Source organism: Mesorhizobium sp. MC2-1-1 (assembly GCF_057597255.1).
In genome coordinates this window covers 4,615,460-4,634,637 of sequence record NZ_CP195205.1, presented here as the reverse complement: position 1 = coordinate 4,634,637, position 19,178 = coordinate 4,615,460, and the positions used below count along the sequence as shown (strand labels likewise).

At 64.9% G+C, this 19,178-nt stretch carries 17 protein-coding genes, 1 tRNA gene and 1 pseudogene; 14 read left to right on the top strand and 5 right to left on the bottom strand.

Features of this window, described 5'->3' with window-relative positions; genetic code table 11:
- Positions 1-71 precede the first annotated feature (71 nt).
- The 8 genes and pseudogenes from ACR64R_RS23030 to ACR64R_RS22995 all read left to right on the top strand — a co-directional run bounded on the left by ACR64R_RS23030 (position 72) and on the right by ACR64R_RS22995 (position 8,408).
- Positions 72-623: a 4'-phosphopantetheinyl transferase family protein gene (locus ACR64R_RS23030; protein ID WP_487362522.1), complete on the top strand. Its 552-nt coding sequence runs from the start codon at positions 72-74 to the stop codon at positions 621-623.
- A 313-nt stretch (positions 624-936) separates the two neighbouring features.
- Positions 937-1,248, top strand: a complete 312-nt coding sequence (locus tag ACR64R_RS23025) for a helix-turn-helix domain-containing protein (RefSeq protein ID WP_487358558.1) — start codon at positions 937-939, stop codon at positions 1,246-1,248.
- A 17-nt stretch (positions 1,249-1,265) separates the two neighbouring features.
- Positions 1,266-3,257: a hydrogenase 4 subunit B gene (gene hyfB, locus ACR64R_RS23020; RefSeq protein ID WP_487362521.1), complete on the top strand. Its 1,992-nt coding sequence runs from the start codon at positions 1,266-1,268 to the stop codon at positions 3,255-3,257.
- Positions 3,248-4,204: a respiratory chain complex I subunit 1 family protein gene (locus ACR64R_RS23015; RefSeq protein ID WP_487358557.1), complete on the top strand. Its 957-nt coding sequence runs from the start codon at positions 3,248-3,250 to the stop codon at positions 4,202-4,204. Before hyfB ends, ACR64R_RS23015 begins: the two co-directional genes overlap by 10 nt.
- On the top strand, positions 4,204-4,866 hold the full coding sequence (locus ACR64R_RS23010) for a hydrogenase-4 component E (RefSeq protein WP_487358556.1): 663 nt from the start codon (positions 4,204-4,206) through the stop codon (positions 4,864-4,866). The genes ACR64R_RS23015 and ACR64R_RS23010 overlap by 1 nt, the downstream gene beginning before the upstream one ends.
- Positions 4,863-6,315: pseudogene (locus tag ACR64R_RS23005) on the top strand (hydrogenase 4 subunit F). Before ACR64R_RS23010 ends, ACR64R_RS23005 begins: the two are co-directional and overlap by 4 nt.
- Before the next feature lie 20 nt (positions 6,316-6,335).
- Positions 6,336-7,847, top strand: a complete 1,512-nt coding sequence (locus ACR64R_RS23000; protein ID WP_487362520.1) for a hydrogenase large subunit — start codon at positions 6,336-6,338, stop codon at positions 7,845-7,847.
- A 21-nt stretch (positions 7,848-7,868) separates the two neighbouring features.
- On the top strand, positions 7,869-8,408 hold the full coding sequence (locus tag ACR64R_RS22995; protein ID WP_487358555.1) for an NADH-quinone oxidoreductase subunit B family protein: 540 nt from the start codon (positions 7,869-7,871) through the stop codon (positions 8,406-8,408).
- A 119-nt stretch (positions 8,409-8,527) separates the two neighbouring features.
- Here the strand turns inward: ACR64R_RS22995 and ACR64R_RS22990 are convergent, their stop codons facing one another.
- Positions 8,528-9,457 (bottom strand): LysR substrate-binding domain-containing protein, encoded by a 930-nt coding sequence (locus tag ACR64R_RS22990; RefSeq protein ID WP_487358554.1) that lies wholly within the window; start codon positions 9,455-9,457, stop codon positions 8,528-8,530.
- A 131-nt stretch (positions 9,458-9,588) separates the two neighbouring features.
- On the opposite strand from ACR64R_RS22990, the gene ACR64R_RS22985 reads away from it, so the two are divergent.
- The gene (locus ACR64R_RS22985) at positions 9,589-10,935 is read left to right on the top strand and encodes an FAD-binding oxidoreductase (protein ID WP_487358553.1); all 1,347 of its coding nucleotides are present in this window, start codon (positions 9,589-9,591) and stop codon (positions 10,933-10,935) included.
- 9 nt (positions 10,936-10,944) lie between these two features.
- Positions 10,945-12,123, top strand: a complete 1,179-nt coding sequence (locus ACR64R_RS22980) for an MFS transporter (RefSeq protein ID WP_487358552.1) — start codon at positions 10,945-10,947, stop codon at positions 12,121-12,123.
- 102 nt (positions 12,124-12,225) lie between these two features.
- On the opposite strand, the gene ACR64R_RS22975 is transcribed toward ACR64R_RS22980, so the two are convergent.
- Complete coding sequence (locus tag ACR64R_RS22975) at positions 12,226-12,846, bottom strand: TetR/AcrR family transcriptional regulator (protein ID WP_487358551.1); 621 nt, start codon at positions 12,844-12,846, stop codon at positions 12,226-12,228.
- A 100-nt stretch (positions 12,847-12,946) separates the two neighbouring features.
- Here ACR64R_RS22975 and ACR64R_RS22970 point away from each other — a divergent pair, with 100 nt between their 5' ends.
- A complete protein-coding gene (locus ACR64R_RS22970; protein ID WP_487358550.1) occupies positions 12,947-13,858 on the top strand; it encodes an alpha/beta fold hydrolase in 912 nt (303 codons plus the stop codon).
- Between the two features lie 5 nt (positions 13,859-13,863).
- Here ACR64R_RS22970 and ACR64R_RS22965 read toward each other — a convergent pair whose 3' ends face one another.
- From ACR64R_RS22965 to ACR64R_RS22955, 3 genes are all read right to left on the bottom strand, one after another.
- Positions 13,864-14,394, bottom strand: coding sequence for a dihydrofolate reductase family protein (locus ACR64R_RS22965; RefSeq protein WP_487358549.1), 531 nt, complete (start codon positions 14,392-14,394; stop codon positions 13,864-13,866).
- Between the two features lie 381 nt (positions 14,395-14,775).
- Positions 14,776-14,852: transfer RNA gene (locus tag ACR64R_RS22960), tRNA-Arg, on the bottom strand.
- A gap of 189 nt (positions 14,853-15,041) precedes the next feature.
- A complete protein-coding gene (locus tag ACR64R_RS22955; RefSeq protein WP_487358548.1) occupies positions 15,042-16,535 on the bottom strand; it encodes an ATP-binding protein in 1,494 nt (497 codons plus the stop codon).
- A gap of 254 nt (positions 16,536-16,789) precedes the next feature.
- Between ACR64R_RS22955 and rpmH the strand changes: the two genes are divergently transcribed.
- From rpmH to yidC, 3 genes are read left to right on the top strand one after another with little or no spacing between them, the layout of a single operon-like run.
- Entirely contained in the window at positions 16,790-16,924 is a 135-nt protein-coding gene (gene rpmH / locus ACR64R_RS22950) for a 50S ribosomal protein L34 (protein ID WP_008833937.1), read from the top strand.
- Between the two features lie 16 nt (positions 16,925-16,940).
- Positions 16,941-17,294, top strand: a complete 354-nt coding sequence (rnpA, locus tag ACR64R_RS22945; RefSeq protein WP_487358547.1) for a ribonuclease P protein component — start codon at positions 16,941-16,943, stop codon at positions 17,292-17,294.
- 14 nt (positions 17,295-17,308) lie between these two features.
- The gene (gene yidC / locus ACR64R_RS22940; RefSeq protein WP_487358546.1) at positions 17,309-19,129 is read left to right on the top strand and encodes a membrane protein insertase YidC; all 1,821 of its coding nucleotides are present in this window, start codon (positions 17,309-17,311) and stop codon (positions 19,127-19,129) included.
- Positions 19,130-19,178 lie beyond the last annotated feature (49 nt).

Genomic DNA, 19,178 nt, shown 5'->3' with positions numbered 1-19,178 from the left:
CCGTCGCCACGGATCGGGCGCTGGCCAGCCTTGCGCCACCTCGCCTGCTGACCGCCTGCCGTCGGATCCAGATGGGGGATGAACGACATCTGCTGCCGGCGGAACGGGACTCGATCGCCACACGCGAACACAAAGCCCTCGCTGCGAGCGGAGCGGGCCGCTGGATTGTACATGAATTGCTGGGACGTTTGGAATCCGCCGATGTCGCAGTGTCGCGAGGCCGCCAGGGAAACCCGATTTGGCCGCCGGGCATTGTCGGCTCCATCGCCCATGACGGCGAGATGGCAGTGGCGGTAGCCGCGCGAATGGATGCGATGAGAAGCGTCGGCGTCGACGTCGAGCCTGCCTTGCCGTTGCCTGCGGACCTGTGGTCAATGGTTTGCGCGCCGCAAGACCGCATGGGCGACGTCGATCCGGGCATGGGAAGCCGCCTTCTGTTTGCGGTCAAGGAAGCGGTCTACAAGGCAACGTTTCCCCTCGACGGCTGCGTGCTCGGTTTCGAGGACATTGCCGTCGACTTCGAAGCCGGCAACGCGGTGACGTCATCCGGCCAGCGGCTGACAGTTCGCTTCGCTATCTCCCCAAGAATTCTGGCGCTAGCTTATCCCGCGCCTAGGTGCTGAGAGTTCCGCCCGTCGCGCCGCCCCGAGATGCAGCGCCGTTGGCACCTGCGGCGCGGCGAAGAGGTCGTGCTCATCCTCGATTTCCGTGCCGCTCCTAATTGCCTCGCCGGCAGACATTCTCTTCGCCCGTAGCGCCGATGTGGTTTGATCTGCCCTGCACGTCTGCATGCAAAACGTGGGAGAACCTCTGCCGACCGACCGCGCCCCGCCATCAACATAGATGTTTTAAACATCAATCCTTGACGATTAGACATTTTAATGTAAGGTGCAGCACCGAGACCTCATATCTCAGCACTGAACGAGAGAGTCGCCGGTGATAACCGCACCGCAATTGCGCGCAGCCAGATCGCTGCTCGGCATCGACCAACGTCGGCTTGCCGAGTGGTCAGGGCTTTCGGTGCCGACGATCCAGCGCATGGAAGCCAGTGGCTCGATCATCCGGGGCAATGTCGATTCGCTGATGAAGCTGATCGCGGCGCTGGAGGCGGCCGGCATTGAACTGATCGGGGAAGGTGCTGCCAGCCAGGGCGGCGGGCGCGGCGTGCGGCTGAAGGCCGGCTTCGATCCCGCCAAGGCGTCCGCAACCGATGGCGATGACGCAGAGGCGGGTGGGAGCCTGCCGTGAATTCGACGGTCGCCCTTATGTTGTGCGGCCCCGCCGCGTATCTGGGAACAGCCATATCGGCCGCGGCCGCCAGCCGGCTCGCCGCGACGCGTCTGGTCTATGGCGCGACGCTGGTCATTTCCGGTGCCTTGCTGGTGATCGCTGCCGGCCACCTCGCCGGCAATTCCGGTGAGGTGTCCGTCACCTTGCCGCTCGGCCTGCCATGGACCGGCGCACGGTTCCGGCTCGACGGCCTGTCGGCGTTCTTCCTCGTCGTCGTCAACCTGGGCGGTGCCATCACCAGCCTGTACGGGCTCGGCTACGGCCAGCACGAATCCGCGCCGCATCGCGTCCTGCCATTCTATCCGGCCTTCCTCGCCGGCATGAATCTCGTCGTGCTGGCCAACGACGCCTTCAGCTTCCTTCTGTCCTGGGAATTCATGTCGCTCGCCTCCTGGGCGCTGGTCATGGCGCATCATCGCGACGAAGCCAACCGGCGCGCCGGCTATATCTACCTGGTGATGGCAAGCTTCGGCACGATGGCGCTGCTGCTTGCCTTCGGCCTGCTGGCAGGACCGGCGGGATCCTATGCGTTCGACGCGATGCGGGCAGTGCATCCAGATCGCTTCGCCGCCGGCGCGGTGCTGGTACTCATGCTGCTGGGCGCCGGTTCCAAGGCCGGCCTCGTGCCGCTGCATGCCTGGCTGCCGCTTGCCCACCCGGCGGCGCCGAGCCACGTCTCGGCGCTGATGAGCGGCATCATGACCAAGGTTGCGATCTACGGCTTCATCCGCGTCGTGTTCGACCTGCTTGGCGAGCCGGCATGGTGGTCGGGCATAGCCGTGCTTCTCATCGGCGGCGTGACGGCGGTGCTGGGCATCCTGCACGCGCTGATGGAAAAGGACCTCAAGCGGCTGCTTGCCTATTCGACCATCGAGAATATCGGCGTCATCTTCGCCAGCCTCGGCCTTGCGCTGGCCTTCAAGGCGAACGCCATGCCGTCGGCCGCGGCGCTGGCCTTCACCGCGGCACTCTTCCACGTGCTGAACCATTCCTTCTTCAAGAGCCTGCTGTTCTTCGGCGCCGGCGCCGTGCTCTCGGCAACCGGGGAACGCGACATGGAAAAGCTCGGCGGCCTCATCCACCGCCTGCCGGTGACCAGCTTCGTCTTCCTCATCGGCTGCGTCTCGATCTCGGCGCTGCCGCCCTTCAACGGTTTCGCCTCCGAATGGCTGGTCTTCCAGGCCGTATTGCTCAGTCCGGAACTGCCGCAATGGGGGCTGAAGGTCATCGTGCCCGCGGTCGGCGGCATGCTGGCGCTGGCGGCGGCGCTGGCCGCGGCCTGCTTCGTCAAGGCATTCGGCATCACCTTCCTCGGCCGGGCGCGGTCGGCGGCGGTGGAACAAGCGCATGAGGTCGACCGCTGGTCGCTGGCGGCGATGGCCGTGCTTGCCGCCTTGTGCCTGCTTGCCGGCATCCTGCCTGGCTTCGTCATCGACGGCCTGTCGCCGGTGACGCTTTCGCTCCTCGGCGACCGCATGCCGGTTCAGATGGCCGAGCCCTGGCTGTCGATCGTGCCGATCGCCGAGAGCCGCAGCTCCTATAACGGCCTGCTGGTGTTCGTCTTCATCATCATATCGGCATCGATGGCAGCCTTCTTCATCCACCGCTTCGCCTCACATGCCACGCGTCGGAGCATCGCATGGGGGTGCGGCTTCACGGACGCGGTGCCGGCCGCGCAATACACGGCCGTGAGCTTCGCGCAGCCCATCCGCCGCGTCTTCGGCGGCTTCGCCTTCCGTTCCCGCGAGACGGTGGACATGCCGGCACCGGGGGCGCTGGAGCCGGCGCGCCTCAAGGTGGAGATGCATGATGTGGCCTGGGAGACGTTCTACCAACCGATCACCGGCGCGATCGATTTCGCCACCGAGCGGCTGAACCGCCTGCAGTTCCTGAGCATCCGCCGCTATCTGACGCTGGTCTTCCTCTACCTCGTCATCCTGCTTCTGGTGCTGGCGCTATGGCCATGATCTCGCAACTGGCCGTGCAGGGCGCGCAGATGCTTCTGGTGCTTTTGCTGGCGCCGCTGCTGATCGGTTTCGTGCGCAAGGTGAAGGCAAGGCTGCTGCGGCGGCAGGGGCCTTCGCTGATCCAGCCCTATCGCGACCTCGTTCGGCTGACGCGCAAGGAGGTCGTACTGGCGGACAACGCGTCCTGGCTGTTCCGGGTGACGCCCTATCTGATCTTCGCCGCCACCTGGGTCGCGGCGGCGCTCGTTCCGACATTCGCCACCGGACTTGAATTCAGCTGGACCGCCGACCTCATCGTCATCGTGGCGCTGCTCGGCAGCGCACGCTTCTTCCAGGCGCTGGCCGGAATGGATATCGGCACCAGCTTCGGCGGCCTCGGCGCCAGCCGCGAGGTGATGATCGCGTCGCTGGCCGAACCCGCGATGCTGCTCATCGTGTTCAGCCTGGCGCTGGTGGCCGGCGCCACGCAGCTTTCGACGGTCGCGGCCTTCATGGGGTCGCCCGAGGTCGGACTGAGGGTGTCGCTCGGCATGTCGCTGATCGCGCTGGTGATAGTGGCGATCGCCGAGAATGCGCGCATACCGGTCGACAATCCGGCCACGCACCTGGAGCTCACCATGGTGCATGAGGCGATGATACTGGAATATTCCGGCCGCCACCTGGCGATGATCGAGCTCGCCACCTTCCTCAAGCTCCTGCTCTACATGTCGCTGATTTCCTGCGTCTTCCTGCCCTGGGGGCTGGACAGCGGTGGGACGGGGCCGAAATCGCTGGCCATCGGCGCGGCCACCTATCTCGGCAAGCTCATGGTGCTTGCCATGCTGCTTGCCGTCTTCGAGACGGCGGTCGCCAAGATGCGTGTCTTCCGCGTGCCGGATTTCCTCGGGGCCGCGCTCATGCTGGCGCTGCTCGGCACGCTTTTGCTGTTCGTCTCGCGGAGCCTGTGATGAGCGGTCTCACCTTCGACATCGCCCATCTGCTCGCCGGCAGCCTGGTGCTGATCTCCTTCATGATGCTCTACCAGGACCGGCTGTTCGCGCTGATCAACGTCTTTGCGCTGCATGCGGTCGTGCTTGCGCTGTCGGTCGCCTGGCAGGCCTATATCCAGGACGCGCATCACCTCTACATCACCGCGGCGATAGCGTTGGTCTTCAAGGCGATCGTCATTCCGGTCGGGCTGCATCGCATCATCCAGCGGCTCGGCATCCACCGCGACATCGAGACCGCCGTCGGCATCGGCCCGACCATGCTCGCCGGCATCGGGCTGGTGACGCTCTCCATGGTGCTGATGCTTCGGGTGACGCCCGAGGCCGACCCGCTCGCCCGCGAGGACCTCGCCTTCGCGCTGTCGATCATCCTGCTGGGACTCCTGGTGATGGTCACTAGGCGCAACGCCGTGAGCCAGGTCGTCGGCTTCATGTCGCTGGAGAACGGCCTGGTGCTGGCCGCCACCGGCGCCAAGGGCATGCCGCTTGTGGTCGAGATCAGCGTCGCCTTCTCGATCCTGATCGCCTTCATCGTCATCGGCGTCTTCCTGTTCCGCATCCGGGAACGGTTCGATTCGGTCGATATCGGCGCGCTCGACGACTACCGGGGAGAACGAAGGTGACCGGGTTTTCGTTTGACGCCGTGGCCGCGATCCTTTTCATCCCGGCGGGCGCCGCGGCCATCCTGGCGGCGCTGCCGAACTACAAGGCATCGTCCGTCGTCAACGTCATCGCCAGCCTGCTGACCTTGCTCGCGGCGCTGTCGCTGTTCATCACGGCGCGGCCGGCGCCGGGCCCATATCTGCTGGTCGACGACCTCAACATCGTCTTCATCGTTCTCAACGCATTCGTCGGCTTCACCACCAGCGTGTTCAGCGCCTCCTATATCGCGCATGAGCTGGAGACCGGCCGGCTGACGGCGCGGAACCTCAGAATTCTATCACGCGATGTACCAGATCATGATGTTCGGCATGAACCTGGCCTTCGTGTCGAACAATATCGGCCTGATGTGGGTCGCGGTGGAACTCGCCACGCTGACCACCGTGCTGATGGTCGGAATCTACCGCACGCATGAGGCGCTGGAAGCGGCCTGGAAGTATTTCATCCTCGGCAGCGTCGGCATCGCGCTGGCCCTGTTCGGCACGATCCTTGTCTACATGGCCGCACAGCCGGTGGTCGGCGAGGGCACCAACGCCATGGTCTGGTCGGTGCTGATCGAGAAGGCCGCGCATTTCGATCCGGCGCTGCTCAGCGTCGCCTTCATCTTCCTGCTGCTCGGCTACGGCACAAAGGTCGGCCTTGCCCCCTTGCATGCCTGGCTGCCCGACGCGCACGCCGAGGGCCCGACGCCGATCTCGGCGGTGCTGTCGGGCCTGCTGCTCAACGTCGCGCTCTATGCCGTATTGCGCTTCAAGCTCCTGCTCGCGGCAAGCCCGCAGGCGATCGGCCCCGGACCGCTGATGGTCACGATGGGACTGACCTCGCTGATCTTCGCGGCTTTCATGCTTTACCGACGTCGCGACATCAAACGCCTGTTCGCCTATTCCTCGATCGAGCATATGGGCATCATCGTCTTCGCCTTCGGCATGGGCGGCCCGCTCGCCAACTTCGCCGGCCTGCTGCACATGGTCATGCACAGCCTGACCAAATCGGCGATCTTCTTCGCCGTCGGACATATCGCGCAGGTCAAGGGCACGCAGAAGATCTCCGAGATCAGGGGCCTGACCGAGAGCCACCCCGGACTTGGCTGGGCGCTCGTCATCGGCGTCGTGGCAATCGCCGGCCTGCCGCCGCTCGGCATCTTCATGAGCGAATTCCTGGTCGTCAGCTCGACTTTCGCCAGGCATACGTGGCTGGCGATCCCACTGGTGTTCGGGCTGCTCGTCGCCTTCGGGGCCCTGCTGCTGCGGCTGACGGGCGTTGCCTTCGGCGAGCCGCGCGGCGGCATGGCGCCGGTCGAGGCCTCCTACGTGCCGATGTATTCGCACCTTGCCCTGGTGTTTGCCGCCGGCATCTATCTGCCGGCGCCGCTGGTGGCGTGGTTCCAGCATGTCGCCGGGATGCTGGGGTGATGCGCATGGCGAGGAAAAACATGCCCGCGCTCGCCGATCTCATAGAAGCCGGCCGCCGGATCGAGCATCACGCGCCCTGGCCGCGCGCGGTGGTCGCCCCCAAAGTCTGGAACCTTGCCGTCGAGCAGCTTGCCGGCGGCCGCTGGAGCCTGCTCGGCCTGTGGGGGGAGCCTGACAAGGTTCACATGGCGCTTCTCGACGAGGCGCTGACTATCGGCGTGATCAGCCTGGATTGCCGTGGCGGCCGCTACCCGTCGGTCGGCCAGCGCCATTCTCCGGCGCTGCGGCTGGAACGCGCCGCGGCGGACCTCTTCGGGCTGGCGCCGCAGGGCCTGCCCGACACACGAAGCTGGCTCGACCACGGCCAATGGGGCACCAGCCATCCGCTGGCGGCGCAACCCGGCGGGCCGGCAGCAGCCTCTTCCTACCGGTTCCTGACAGCGGAAGGCGAGAGCCTCCATCAGGTCGCGGTCGGGCCTGTCCATGCCGGCATCATCGAGCCGGGGCATTTCCGCTTCACGGCCGGCGGCGAGACGGTGGTGCGGCTGGAGGAGCGGCTTGGCTATGTGCACAAGGGTATCGAAGGCCTGATGGCCGGCGCGCCTATCGATCGTGCCGCGAAACTCGCGGGCCGGACATCAGGCGACAGCACGGTCGCCTATTCGCTGGCCTTCGCCCGCGCCGCGGAGGCGGCGCTGGGCGTCACGCCGCCGCCGCGCGCGACGTGGCTGCGGGCGCTGATGGCCGAGCTGGAGCGGCTTGCCAACCACCTCGGCGATATCGGCGCGATCTGCAACGACGCCGCCTTCGCGATCATGCTTGCGCATTGCGGCGTGCTGCGTGAGCGCGTGCTGCGCGCCGCCGACACGGCCTTCGGCCATCGCCTGATGCGCGACTGCATCGTGCCCGGCGGCACGACAAGCGATCTGGGCGAGGCGGGAACAAGCGCCATACGATCGCTTGTCGCGGAGATCAGGCAGCGCTTTCCGCATCTGGTGGAGCTCTACGATAATACCGCCTCGCTGCAGGACCGCACGGTGGCGACCGGTCGGCTCAAGGTCGATCTTGCCCGGCAATATGCCGCCGGCGGCTATGTCGGGCGGGCGTCGGGCCGCGAATTCGATGCGCGCCGCAGCCCGGGCTACGCGCCTTACGACCAGCTTGCCTTCGACGTGCCGGTGCTGCAGGAGGGCGACGTCAATGCCCGCGTCTGGATCCGCGTGCGGGAGGTCGAGCAGAGCCTGTCACTGGTCGAGCAGATGCTATCGCGCCTGCCCGAAGGCCCGATCGGCGTCGATATCGCCGCGCCGGAGGAGCCGCGCGAGGGGATGGCGCTGGTCGAGGGTTTCCGCGGCGACATACTGGTCTGGCTGCGCATCGGCAAGGACGGCCTGATCGAGCGCTGCCACCTGCGCGACCCTTCATGGTTCCAGTGGCCGCTGCTGGAAGCGGCGATCGACGGCAACATCATCGCCGACTTCCCGCTTTGCAACAAATCTTTCAACTGCTCCTATTCCGGCCATGACCTCTAGGCCGGGCCGAGGCACACCGTCATGCGAAAACTGCTCTTCGAAAGCCTCATCCGCCCGCCGCTGACCGAGCGCGCGCCGCAAGCCAGCAACACTGCCGTCGACGAGCTGGCGCACGCGCTTGACGGGCTTGCCCGCAGGCGGCTCGGCCGGAGCCTGTCGATCCGCGCGGTCGACGCCGGCTCCTGCAATGGCTGCGAGCTCGAAATGCACGCGCTCAACAACGCCTTCTACGACATCGAGCGCTTCGGCTTCCGCTTCGTCGCCTCGCCGCGCCATGCCGACGTGCTTCTGGTCACCGGGCCGGTCACCAAGAACATGCGCGAAGCGCTCAAGCGGACCTACGACGCCACGCCCAACCCGAAATGGGTGGTCGCGCTCGGCGACTGCGCCAGGGACGGCGGCTGTTTCGCCGGCAGCTACGCTGTCGTCGGCGGCGTGGCGGACGTGGTGCCGGTCGACCTGCACATTCCAGGCTGCCCGCCGCCCCCGATCGAGATCCTCAAGGGATTGATCGCGCTGCTCGACGGCGCGAACGGGAAGGGTGGAGCGTCCAAGGCATGATGCTGTTGCGTCGTGCCGGATCTGCCGACCAACGAACCGGACACGACAGGCGACATCTCGGATGAACGGCGGATGGGCATAGAAGGGTGAGAAGGCACTGCGCGGCGGTTCCCACCGCCTTACAAGACGGTTCTCATCCACCCCAGGAAAGTCTCTATCACCGTGGATCGCGCATTGTGCTGCGTCCACACGAGATAGAAGCTGTAGCCCGGCAGTGACAACGGGTGCGCCCTGACGAGCGAGCCGTTGCCCAACTCACGGCCGACCACGACGTCGCTCAAGATCGCGATGCCTTGCCCGGCGACGACCGCATCGATGGCATGCAGTTCCTCGCGGAAACTCAGGTCCCAGGCTTTTTCCGGGATCAGTTCCGGATCGATCGAACGGGCCGTCGCCAGCCACCGGCGCCAGGTGGGAGCGTCCGGATCCCGGTTCATCCAGTCGAAATGGATCAGCGGATAGCGCAGGAGATCGGCGGCGCGTTCGATCGACCGTCCGCCGCTTGCCAGCAACCCCGGACTGCAGATGGGAAAGAAGGAATCGCGGCACAGCTCTTGCCCGGCAAAGCCCACGGGCGCGCGGCGCGTGTAGCGGATTGCCACATCCGCAGCGCCGGCGCGCAGATCGAGCAGCGCGTCCGTCCCGATGATCTCCAATGGCACGGTCGGGTTGGCCTCTCGCCATTTCGGCAGGCGAGGCACCAGCCAACGGCTCGCGAAAGCGTTCGGACTTGTCACCCGCAACGGCGCCTCGGCGTCCGGCTCGGTGACCGCGGCAAGGGACCCGGCGAGAAGATCGAAGCCGTTGCGCAGGATCGGAAACAGCCGCGCTCCCGCGCTGGTCAGGACTAGCGGGCGCGGCCGGCGCTGAAACAGCTTGCAACCGCATATCTCTTCCAGCTGGCGGACCTGGTGGCTGATCGCCGTCGGCGTCACCCCGAGTTCCTCCGCCGCGGCCTTGAAGCTGCCGTGCCGGGCGGCTACCTCGAAGGCGTGCAGGGCGCGTAGCGGCAGGCGGTTTCCCATACCGGCAGTGTAGATGAATTTCATTCATCCAGTCGCTAAGAATTTCGCTTTTGCAGAAGGTCAGGCCCCGTGAGACCGTGGTCCCGTTGAAACCGAGGGCGGCAACGATGGAGCTTCCACGACAGACCGAAGTGAAATCAGGCAGACCCCATTCAATGATCGCGGCGATCGAACAGCTCCGCCAAGGTCTGCAAGGCGAAGTCGTCTTGCCGACGGACGCCCGCTACGACCAGGCGCGCAGGGTCTGGAATGGGGCAATCGACAGGCGGCCGGCCGCAATCGTCTTTTGCGCCAACGCCGATGATGTCGTCCGTGCCGTGACCCATGCTCGATCACAAGGCTGTCTCGTGGCCGTTCGCAGCGGCGGCCACAACGTCGCCGGCCTGTCGGTCTGCGACGATGGACTGGTGATCGACCTGTCGCGCATGAAGAAGATCGTCGTCGATCCCGAGCGCCGCGTCGCCAGGGCCGAAGCGGGATTGACCCTCGCCGAGTTCGACGCAGCCACGCAGGCGCATGGGCTTGCGACGACCATGGGCGTCAACGGCGACACTGGGATAGCCGGTCTGACGCTCGGCGGGGGCTTCGGCAAGCTCGGTCGAAAGCACGGCCTGAGCTGCGATAATTTGATCGCGGCCGAAATCGTCACCGCCGACGGAAGGCTGCTGCGCGCAAGCGCCGACGCTTATCCCGACCTGTTCTGGGCCCTGCGTGGCGGCGGCGGGAATTTCGGCATCGTGACGGCGTTCGAGTACCGGCTGCACCCACTCGGTCCGGACCTACTCGTAGGCTCGGTGCTGCACGGCTGGGATGATGCACGCGAGGCCATGCGGTTTTACGACAAATTCTCGCTCCACGCCCCCGACGAGGCGAGCGTCGACGCCGCGCTTATTACGCTGCCCTCGGGCGAGCGAGCCTTCAGCATTTCGGCCTGCTATGCAGGGCCGCCCGAAGCGGGCCAAGCCGTCCTTGAGCCGCTGATGACATTCGGATCCCCCATCGACAGCCGCCTTCAGGCCGTTCCGTATCTCCAGATCCAATCGGCGGGCGACAGCCTGTTTCCTAGCGGACGTCGCTACTACTGGAAAGCGCAGTTCCTGCGTGAGATCAGCGACGGCGCGATCGAGACGCTGCTCGACGCTTACGCGAGGGCGCCCAATCACTCGTCCCTGCTGGTTTTCCAGCAGGTCGGCGGGGCGATCGCCCGCGTGCCGGCGTCGCACTCGCCCTACGCCAATCGCGATGCGGCCCTCGACTGCTTCCCGATCGCCATTTGGGACGATCCGGCCGATGACGAGGTGAACATAAGCTGGGCGCGCGAGCTGTGGAATGCAGTCCGGCCATTCTCAACCGGCGGAGTCTACGCCAATAATCTGGGTGACGAGGGCGAGGGGCGCGTGCGTGATGCCTACGGCTCCAACTATGCGCGTCTCGCCGCCGTCAAGACGCAATACGACCCGACCAATCTCTTCCGATTGAACCAGAACATCAGGCCTGGATAATCCGGGACCGTGCGCAGTCGCTGGACGATCCTTGCGGTGCTCTTCGTCGCCCGAGCGGCGATGGCGGTGCAGTTTCAGAGCATCGCGGCCATCGCGCCGGAATTGGGCAGGACACTGAACGCCAGTATCGCCGATATCGGCGTTCTTATCGGCGTTTATTTCGCGCCCGGCATCGCGCTGGCGCTTCCAGGCGGCGCGATCGGCCGGCGTTTCGGCGACAAGGCGATCGTGCTTGCCGGCCTGGTCATGATGCTGGCGGGCGAGGCGCTGCTGTGCGCCTCGGTTTCATGGGCGGTGCAGATCGCGGGCCGCCTCATCGCGGGCATGGGCGGCGTGCTGCTGAACGTGTTGATGACCAAGATGATCGTCGACTGGTTCTCGAGCCGGCAGATCGCCAGCGCAATGGCGATCTTCATCAACTCTTGGCCGTTGGGAATCGCCCTCACCCTCGTCGTGCTGCCGCCGATCCAGTCACAACTCGGCGTGGCGGGCGCGCAGGTTGCGGTGATGGCCCTTGTCGGCGCGGCGTTGGTCTTGGTGGAGCTATTCTACCAGCCACCCGGCCAGTCCGTCGCCCCGATTGCGGCGGAAGCCCCGCGACTGACGAAGCCGGCCATGTGGGCCGTGCTGCTGGCAGGCTCGATATGGGCCTTCTACAATGTCGGTTTCGCCATGATCTTCAGCTTCGGGCCGTCGATGCTGGTCGAGCGTGGCTGGTCGACCGCCGCCGCGGGCTCGGCCGTCAGCATCGTGCTGTGGCTTGCGGCCCTGTCGGTTCCGCTCGGAGGCTACCTCGCCGACCGCACAGGCAGCCGCAATGGCTTGCTTGCGGCAAGCAGCCTCGCTTTCGCTGCACTTGTTCTCCTGTTGTGGTGGGGTTCGCCGGTGCTGCCCACCCTGGTTGCGCTCGGGCTGGTCTGCGGGCTCCCGGCCGGATCGATCATGAGCCTGCCGGCGCGCGTGCTGGCGCCGGCGACGCGGGCGGTAGGGATGGGCCTCTTCTACACGGTGTACTACGCCACGATGCTGGTCGCGCCATGGCTCGGCGGTCAGCTTGCCCTTTGGGCAGGCAGCGCCGGCGCGGCTCTCGGCCTCGGCATCGCCGCGCTTGTCGCCTGCCCGATTCTTCTATGGAGGTTCGAACACCGGGTGCTCGTCCAGGCGCGGACGGCACCGCAAGCAAGCTGAAGTGCGCCGGTCCTGCCGCGGAACAAGCTCGAAACGGCTTGAATTCAGTCTGGGCGGGTGGTCCGCGTCGGACCGTGCTTCGCGGGAATGACCGCCGCGCCGCTATGGGTTCATGAAATCGCCATCGCTTCTCGAACTATTCGACCAGCCACGAAGGGCAATGTCCGCGACAGCTTCCAGCTCCTTCTTGCTCGCTCCGTCGGCCGACAGTATCGCCATTCCGTATATCAATGCGGAAAAATACCGGGCGAGGTCCGCAGGTTGCGCGCCGGCCGGCAGCTCGCCCTCATCGCGCGCGCGTTGCAGCCGATCGAGAATACCTAGCTCGCCGCGGCGACGCCGCGCGGCCAGATCTCCTCTGACCGCCTGCGAGAGCGGGCTGACGGACAATGCCCCCTGAACACCCAGACAGCCCCGCGGATTGCGCTTATCTCCGTGCAGCTCGACCGGCCCGGTCATCAGGTGCCGGATGGCGTCCTCGAGCGCCGTAGCCTGCTGCGCGGCGCGCCTGTAGGAACCGGCCCGGCTCTCGTAGCGGTCCATAACGCGCTGGAACAAGGCCTCCTTGCTGCCGAACGCAGCGTAGAGACTCGCGCGGGTTATGCCGAGCGCCTCGGTAAGGTCGGCGATTGAAGTCCCTTCATAGCCATGGCGCCAGAACAGCTGGACCGCCCGGTCGAGCGCCTGGTCGATGTCGAACTCGCGTGGTCTTCCTGCTCCCATGCCAACCTCCGACTCAGCGTTTTGCATAATAGGGCTTGCTTAATGTAGAACGATCGTTCTAGATTTCAGCACCTGTGGATCTAAATGGTGAGAGGGTAAGATGCTCGGCAAGGTGATGATGCTTTCGTTGTTCCTGGCGATCGGCGCGCCGATGGCCGTTCATGCGGAAGGCGGCACTTTTCCGGGCTTCCGGACTGAAATGGTCGCCGCGAACGGCGCCGAAATCTATGCGCGCATTGGCGGATCGGGGCCAGCCGTGGTGCTGATCCACGGGTTTGGCGACACCGGCGACATGTGGGAACGGCTGGCTGTCGACCTTTCCAAGGATCATACCGTCATCGTTCCCGATCTGCGCGGCATGGGGCTTTCCTCGATCCCGGAGGGCGGCTACGAAAAATGGAACCAGGCCGCCGACATCCAGGCCGTGCTTGATCATCTGCGCATCGGGAAGGCCGACATCATCGGGCACGATATCGGCACGATGGTCGCTTATGCCTATGCAGCCCGCTATCCCGAAAAGACAGACAAACTTGTCGTCATGGACGCGCCGGTGCCTGGCATTCCGCCCTGGAACGACATCGTGCGCGATCCGAGGCTCTGGCATTTCGATTTCGGCGGTCCCGACATGGAGCGCCTCGTGCTCGGCCGCGAACGCATCTATCTAGACAGGTTCTGGAACGAGTTCGCGGGCACGCCGGCGAAGTTCGATGAAGCGACCCGCCAGCACTACGCGAAACTCTATGCAAGGCCCGGCGCGATGCACGCCGCCTTCGCGCAGTTTCGGTCGATCCGCCAGGATGCCGTCGACAACCAGTCCGCCCTGGCCAGGAAGCTGCCAATGCCCGTGCTTGCCATCGGCGGCGCGAAGTCGTTTGGCGAGATGGAGGCAGTCGTCATGCGCAACGCCGCCAGCAACGTGACCGGGGTCGTCATCCCCGATTCCGGACACTGGCTGATGGAAGAGGCCCCCAAGCCGACGATCAGCGCGGTGCGGGATTTTCTTGCTCGATAGCGAGATCAGGCAGGACAGTAGGTCAACCTGATCACATCCTCGCCGATGCGATCATGAGCCGCGAGGCGCAGGGGCGGCCGAGGTCCGGCGAAATATGGCTTGCCGCGGCCAAGCACCACGGGGTGCAGATAGATGCGATACTCATCGATCAAGCCCAGATCGGTGAGGCTTTGCGCCAGAGCCGGGCCGGCGACCTCGATCTCACCGTCGCGCCCGGCCTTCAGCTCGCGGATCGCGCCCTCGAGGTCGCCCTCGACAAGCGTGGCGTTGGGGCCGACGGACTGCAACGAACGCGAAACGACCCATTTCGGCTGGTTCCGCCACGCCGCCGCGTAGGCTAGCCGGTCGGCATCCCATTCGGGATGCTCGTCGTCCCAGTAGCGCATGATCTCATACATGCGGCGACCGTAGATGCTTCCCGCCTGCCCCCGCGCCTCCTCGATGAAATGGCGGAATAGCGTCGGGCTCGGCCCGAACGCCATGTGATCGACGTAGCCGTCCAGCGACTGGTTCATTCCGAACACGAGCTTGGCCATGGTCCACTCCCACTTCTTGAATCAAATGGCACAGGATCCGGTTGCGCAGCGCAATCAGCTACAGGTTAGGTCGACCGATTTCCTTCCGCAAATTTGGTCGAACAGATTGAGGAACGCCGCCTCCGCAATCATCTCTTCAACCACGGCATTGTTGTCCTTCCAACAGGATAGTCGCCAGCCGCGTGCGGCTCGAGTTAGCCCATCAAAGCGCCTGGTCGAGCGATTGATCCTCTGAAGCAGCAGTTCCACCTTCGCTGTCTTTCGCTGGGCCGCCCATGCGAAAGGTCGAGCCGCGCGGGCGCGTCATACCGCGTCCCTATCTTGGCCACGAACAATTGCCGGTACCGATGTGGTACTCGCCTTTGTCTAGGAGTGAAATGATGGCGCGCCCGAAGAGATTCGAACTCCTGACCCCCAGATTCGTAGTCTGGTGCTCTATCCAGCTGAGCTACGGGCGCGCAACAGGCCGTGTGTGACACAAGCCCCGCGATCCGGTCGAGACGGCCGGCCGCGATGTGGAGTGTTCCCTAACGACTGAATTTGCGAAAAGCAAGCCAATCCGGCAAAAGTTTTGTCGCAACAGTTTTTTGCCGGTTTCGATTGAGACGCGCCGTTGCCGACAGGCAGCCCAGCCGCAGCCGATAGCCTCAAGCCGGACGGCGCAGTCCGGTGCGGGCCTGGTCGAGCCGGACGGGCTGATCGGGAATGGTGACGGCGAAGACGGTGCGGCCGCCGATCGATTCGACCAGTTCGACCGTGCCGCCATGGGCGCGGATCAATTCATGCGCGATCGCCAGGCCAAGCCCGGTGCCGCCGCTGCGCGCCGAGCCGCGGAAGGCGGCGAACAGGTTCTCACGCGCCTTGGGTGGCAGGCCCGGACCGGTGTCGGTGACCGTGATGCGGCTGACGCTGCCATGGCGCTCGGCCGCGACCGCCAGCCGCCGCACCACCGCGCTTTCGGTGTCGGCGGCCATCGCCTGCACCGAGTTGCGGCAGAGATTGGTGAGCACCCGGAAGAGCTGGTCGGAATCGGCGTCGACCTCGAAGGCGATCTCGACGCCGTTGATGAACTCGATGCCTTCCTCGATGTCGAGCAGGCCGTGCACGTCGTCGACCAGCTGGCGCAGCCGCAAGCGACGGCGCGACGGCGCCGGTTCCTGCGTGCGGCCATAGGCAAGCACGCCCTCCGAATAGGCAACGGCGCGGTCGAGCGCGCGCAACAGCTTCGGCGCGAAGGACTGCACGGTCGGGTCCTTCACCTGGCGCAGGCGATCCGACATAAGCTGCGCGGAAGCTAGGATATTGCGCATGTCGTGGTTGATCTTCGACACGGCAAGGCCGAGGTCTGCAAGGTGCTTCTGTTCGGAAAGCATTTTCTGCAGCCTATCCTGCATCTGCGCCAGCTCGCGTTCGGCGACGCCGATCTCGTCGGCGCGCTCCGTCGGGCAGATGATGCGCCCCGGGTCGTCGGGCGCCTCGGAAAAGGACAGGATCGAGCGCGTCATGGTGCGGATCGGCCCGATCATGATCAGGTCGATCGCCGCGTAGACCAGCATGGCGGTGAACAGCGAGATGAGCAGCGAGACGACGGCAACGTTGCGCGAATATCTCAGCATGGCGTCACGCAGCCGATAGTCCGGCATGATCAGCTCGAATTCCTTGTCGCTGTCGCCGACCGGACCGAAGACGCGCAGCATGCGCTTGCCGCCGAAGACCAGCGTGTCGAGCGCGCCGGTCATGCCATTGACCAGCCCGACATTGGAAATGTCGATATGCTCGTCGACCTGAGGGGGCATGTCCGAAACGACGAGCAGCCGGGAGACGCCGCCGTCGCGCACGGCGATCGCCTTGGCGCCGATCGCCATCAGCACGTCGTTCTGGGCATTGTGCGACAGCGAGTTGGGCTCGCCCTGCAACAGCACTATCGACACGGCGGCGGCTGTGCTCAGCCGCTCCTTCAGCCAGTTGACGCGGTAGCTTGCTATCCAGGGCAGGAAGATCAGGATTTCAGCCAGAAGCACGAAGGCGATGGTGAGCAGGAGAAGCTTGGTCGACAGGCCGCGCGACAGCGGCACCCGCCGCGACGAATTCGCCGCAGCCGGCCGTGCCTTCTCATCGCTCGACAGGACTTGACTCGTCATGACGCGGTCTTCACGAAGCCTTGATCGACCAAGATTATGCGATTTGCGGCTTTTTGCCAATTTCATCGCCTCCCCCGCGAAAAATTACATCGTGGCTGGGCGGATTGACTTCCAAAAACCTTCTTCCTATAAGCCCGCTCACGCTCGGGCCATTCGTCCCGGCGCGGTTTCGATCGCGCCTAAGCCGGCCCGGCAAAGCTCCTGTTACAGAGTGACAGAATCAAGAAGGGCCGCACCCCGCGGTATTAAAACAAATGAAGCGTACATACCAACCTTCCAAGCTCGTCCGTAAGCGCCGGCATGGTTTCCGTGCCCGCATGGCCACCAAAGGTGGCCGTGGCGTCGTTGCTGCCCGCCGCAACCGCGGCCGCAAGCGGCTCAGCGCCTGAACGAAAGACAAGATCGTTGCCCGCACCCGGCAAGCCAAAGGGGAAAACTCCCGGGCGGCTTCTGAAACGCGCGGACTTCCTGGCTGTGCGCGGCGGCGAGAAACGCCGCGGACGGCTTTTTCTCGTTGAAGTTCTCGACCGCGGCGATGACCTTGCGCCGCGTGTCGGCTACACCGTCACCAAGAAGGTCGGCAACGCCGTGGTGCGCAACCGCGTCCGGCGCAGGCTCAGGGAAGCCGTGCGCACGCATGCCGCCAATGACATGGCGCCCGGCAATGACTATGTCATCGTCGGGCGTGAAGACGTGCTCGCCACTCCGTTCGGCCAGTTGAAGGCCGAGCTATCCCGCCGGCTGCGCGGAACACGATAGGCCAAGGGCTTTCGATGGAAAACAACCGCAATTTCTTCATCACCATCGCGCTGTCGGTGCTGATCCTGACGCTCTGGCAGGTGTTCTACATGAACCCGCGCATGGAGCAGCAGCGCGAGCAGGCCCGTATCGAGCAGCAGCGCGTCGAGGCGCAGAAGAAGGAAGCGGGCGGCGGCGCCAATTCCGGCTCGGCCGGGACGCCGGCTCCCACAGCTGGCGCGATCCCCAACGCGCCGGGCGGCGACACGGTGACGGCAGCCAGCCGCGACCAGGCCGTTGCAGCGACCAAGCGCGTCAAGATCGAGACGCCCAGCCTCGAGGGCTCGATCAACCTGACCGGCGCCCGGCTCGACGACCTCAGGCTCAAGCATTATAACGAGACCGTCGACAAGAACTCGCCCGAGATCCAGCTTCTCAACCCGCAGGCGCTACCTACCGGCTATTTCGCCGAGATCGGTTTCGTCGGCACCGACAAGACTGGCGCGGTGCCGGGCTCGGACACGGTGTGGAGCGTCGAAGGCAATCCGACGCTGACCCCCTCGACGCCGGTGACGCTGAGCTACACCAACGACAAGGGCCTGACCTTCAAGCGCACCATCTCGGTCGACAACGACTACATGTTCACCGTTTCCGACACGGTGCAGAATTCGGGAACGGCCACCGTAAGCCTGTTCAACTATGGCCGCGTCACGCGCTACGACAAGCCGGCCGTCGCCAGCACCTATGTGCTGCATGAAGGCCTGATCGGCGTCACCGGCAGCGAAGGGCTGTCGGAGTACAAATACGCGGCGATCGAGAAGGACAAGGAAGTCAAGCCCGGCAAGTCGACCGACGGCTGGGTCGGCATCACCGACAAATACTGGGCCGTGACGCTGGTGCCGACCGAGAAGCAACCCTTCCAGCCGCGTTACGCCTATTTCGAGGACGGGCGCCATCGCTATCAATCCGATTTCCTGACCGACCCGATAAACATCGAAGCCGGCCAGTCGGCGACCGTGGAAACCGAGGTCTTCGCCGGTGCCAAGGAAGTCGCCAAGATCAACGCCTATGAGGCCGACCGTCATATCCGCCAGTTCAACCTTCTGATCGACTGGGGCTGGTTCTATTTCATCACCAAGCCGATGTTCTGGCTTATCGACACGCTCTACAAATTCTTCGGCAATTTCGGCCTGGCGATCCTCGCCACCACCGTCATCGTCAAGGCCATCTTCTTCCCGCTCGCCAACAAGTCCTACGCCTCGATGGCGAACATGAAGAAGGTGCAGCCGAAGATGCTCGAGATCCGCGAGAAATACGCGGACGACAAGATGAAGCAGCAGCAGGCGATGATGGAGCTCTACAAGACCGAGAAGATCAATCCGCTCGCCGGCTGCTGGCCGGTGGCGCTGCAGATCCCGGTCTTCTTCTCGCTCTACAAGGTGCTCTACATCACCATCGAGATGCGCCACGCGCCGTTCTTCGGCTGGATCCACGACCTTGCGGCCCCCGATCCGACGTCAATCTTCAACCTGTTCGGCCTGCTGCCCTTCGCGGCGCCCGCCTTCCTGCCGCATATGGGCGCCTGGGCGGTGGTGATGGGCATCACCATGTTCCTGCAGATGCGCATGAACCCTGCGCCGCCGGACCCGACGCAAGCGGCGATCTTCACCTGGATGCCGGTGATCTTCACCTTCATGATGGGCTCGTTCCCGGCCGGCCTCGTCATCTACTGGGCCTGGAACAACACGCTGTCGATCCTGCAGCAGGGCGTGATCATGAAGCGGCAGGGCGCCAAGATCGAATTGTGGGACAATCTGGCGGCGATGTTCCGCAAGAAACCATCGCCGGCGGAATAGTAGGCGCCTGACATTCAGGACGAGAGAACCCCGGCATTGTTTGTCCGGG

What these genes read in the sequence shown, in the direction of transcription:
- ACR64R_RS22965 (WP_487358549.1), bottom strand. Translation starts at nt 14,394, where the DNA reads ATGGCCAAGCTCGTGTTCGGAATGAACCAGTCGCTGGACGGCTACGTC.
- ACR64R_RS23015 (WP_487358557.1), top strand. Translation starts at nt 3,248, where the DNA reads ATGGCCATGATCTCGCAACTGGCCGTGCAGGGCGCGCAGATGCTTCTG.
- ACR64R_RS22970 (WP_487358550.1), top strand. Translation starts at nt 12,947, where the DNA reads ATGCTCGGCAAGGTGATGATGCTTTCGTTGTTCCTGGCGATCGGCGCG.
- ACR64R_RS23000 (WP_487362520.1), top strand. Translation starts at nt 6,336, where the DNA reads ATGCCCGCGCTCGCCGATCTCATAGAAGCCGGCCGCCGGATCGAGCAT.
- ACR64R_RS22985 (WP_487358553.1), top strand. Translation starts at nt 9,589, where the DNA reads ATGATCGCGGCGATCGAACAGCTCCGCCAAGGTCTGCAAGGCGAAGTC.
- ACR64R_RS22995 (WP_487358555.1), top strand. Translation starts at nt 7,869, where the DNA reads ATGCGAAAACTGCTCTTCGAAAGCCTCATCCGCCCGCCGCTGACCGAG.
- ACR64R_RS23010 (WP_487358556.1), top strand. Translation starts at nt 4,204, where the DNA reads ATGAGCGGTCTCACCTTCGACATCGCCCATCTGCTCGCCGGCAGCCTG.
- ACR64R_RS22990 (WP_487358554.1), bottom strand. Translation starts at nt 9,457, where the DNA reads ATGAAATTCATCTACACTGCCGGTATGGGAAACCGCCTGCCGCTACGC.
- ACR64R_RS22975 (WP_487358551.1), bottom strand. Translation starts at nt 12,846, where the DNA reads ATGGGAGCAGGAAGACCACGCGAGTTCGACATCGACCAGGCGCTCGAC.
- ACR64R_RS23030 (WP_487362522.1), top strand. Translation starts at nt 72, where the DNA reads ATGGGGGATGAACGACATCTGCTGCCGGCGGAACGGGACTCGATCGCC.
- yidC (WP_487358546.1), top strand. Translation starts at nt 17,309, where the DNA reads ATGGAAAACAACCGCAATTTCTTCATCACCATCGCGCTGTCGGTGCTG.
- ACR64R_RS22955 (WP_487358548.1), bottom strand. Translation starts at nt 16,535, where the DNA reads ATGACGAGTCAAGTCCTGTCGAGCGATGAGAAGGCACGGCCGGCTGCG.
- hyfB (WP_487362521.1), top strand. Translation starts at nt 1,266, where the DNA reads ATGTTGTGCGGCCCCGCCGCGTATCTGGGAACAGCCATATCGGCCGCG.
- rpmH (WP_008833937.1), top strand. Translation starts at nt 16,790, where the DNA reads ATGAAGCGTACATACCAACCTTCCAAGCTCGTCCGTAAGCGCCGGCAT.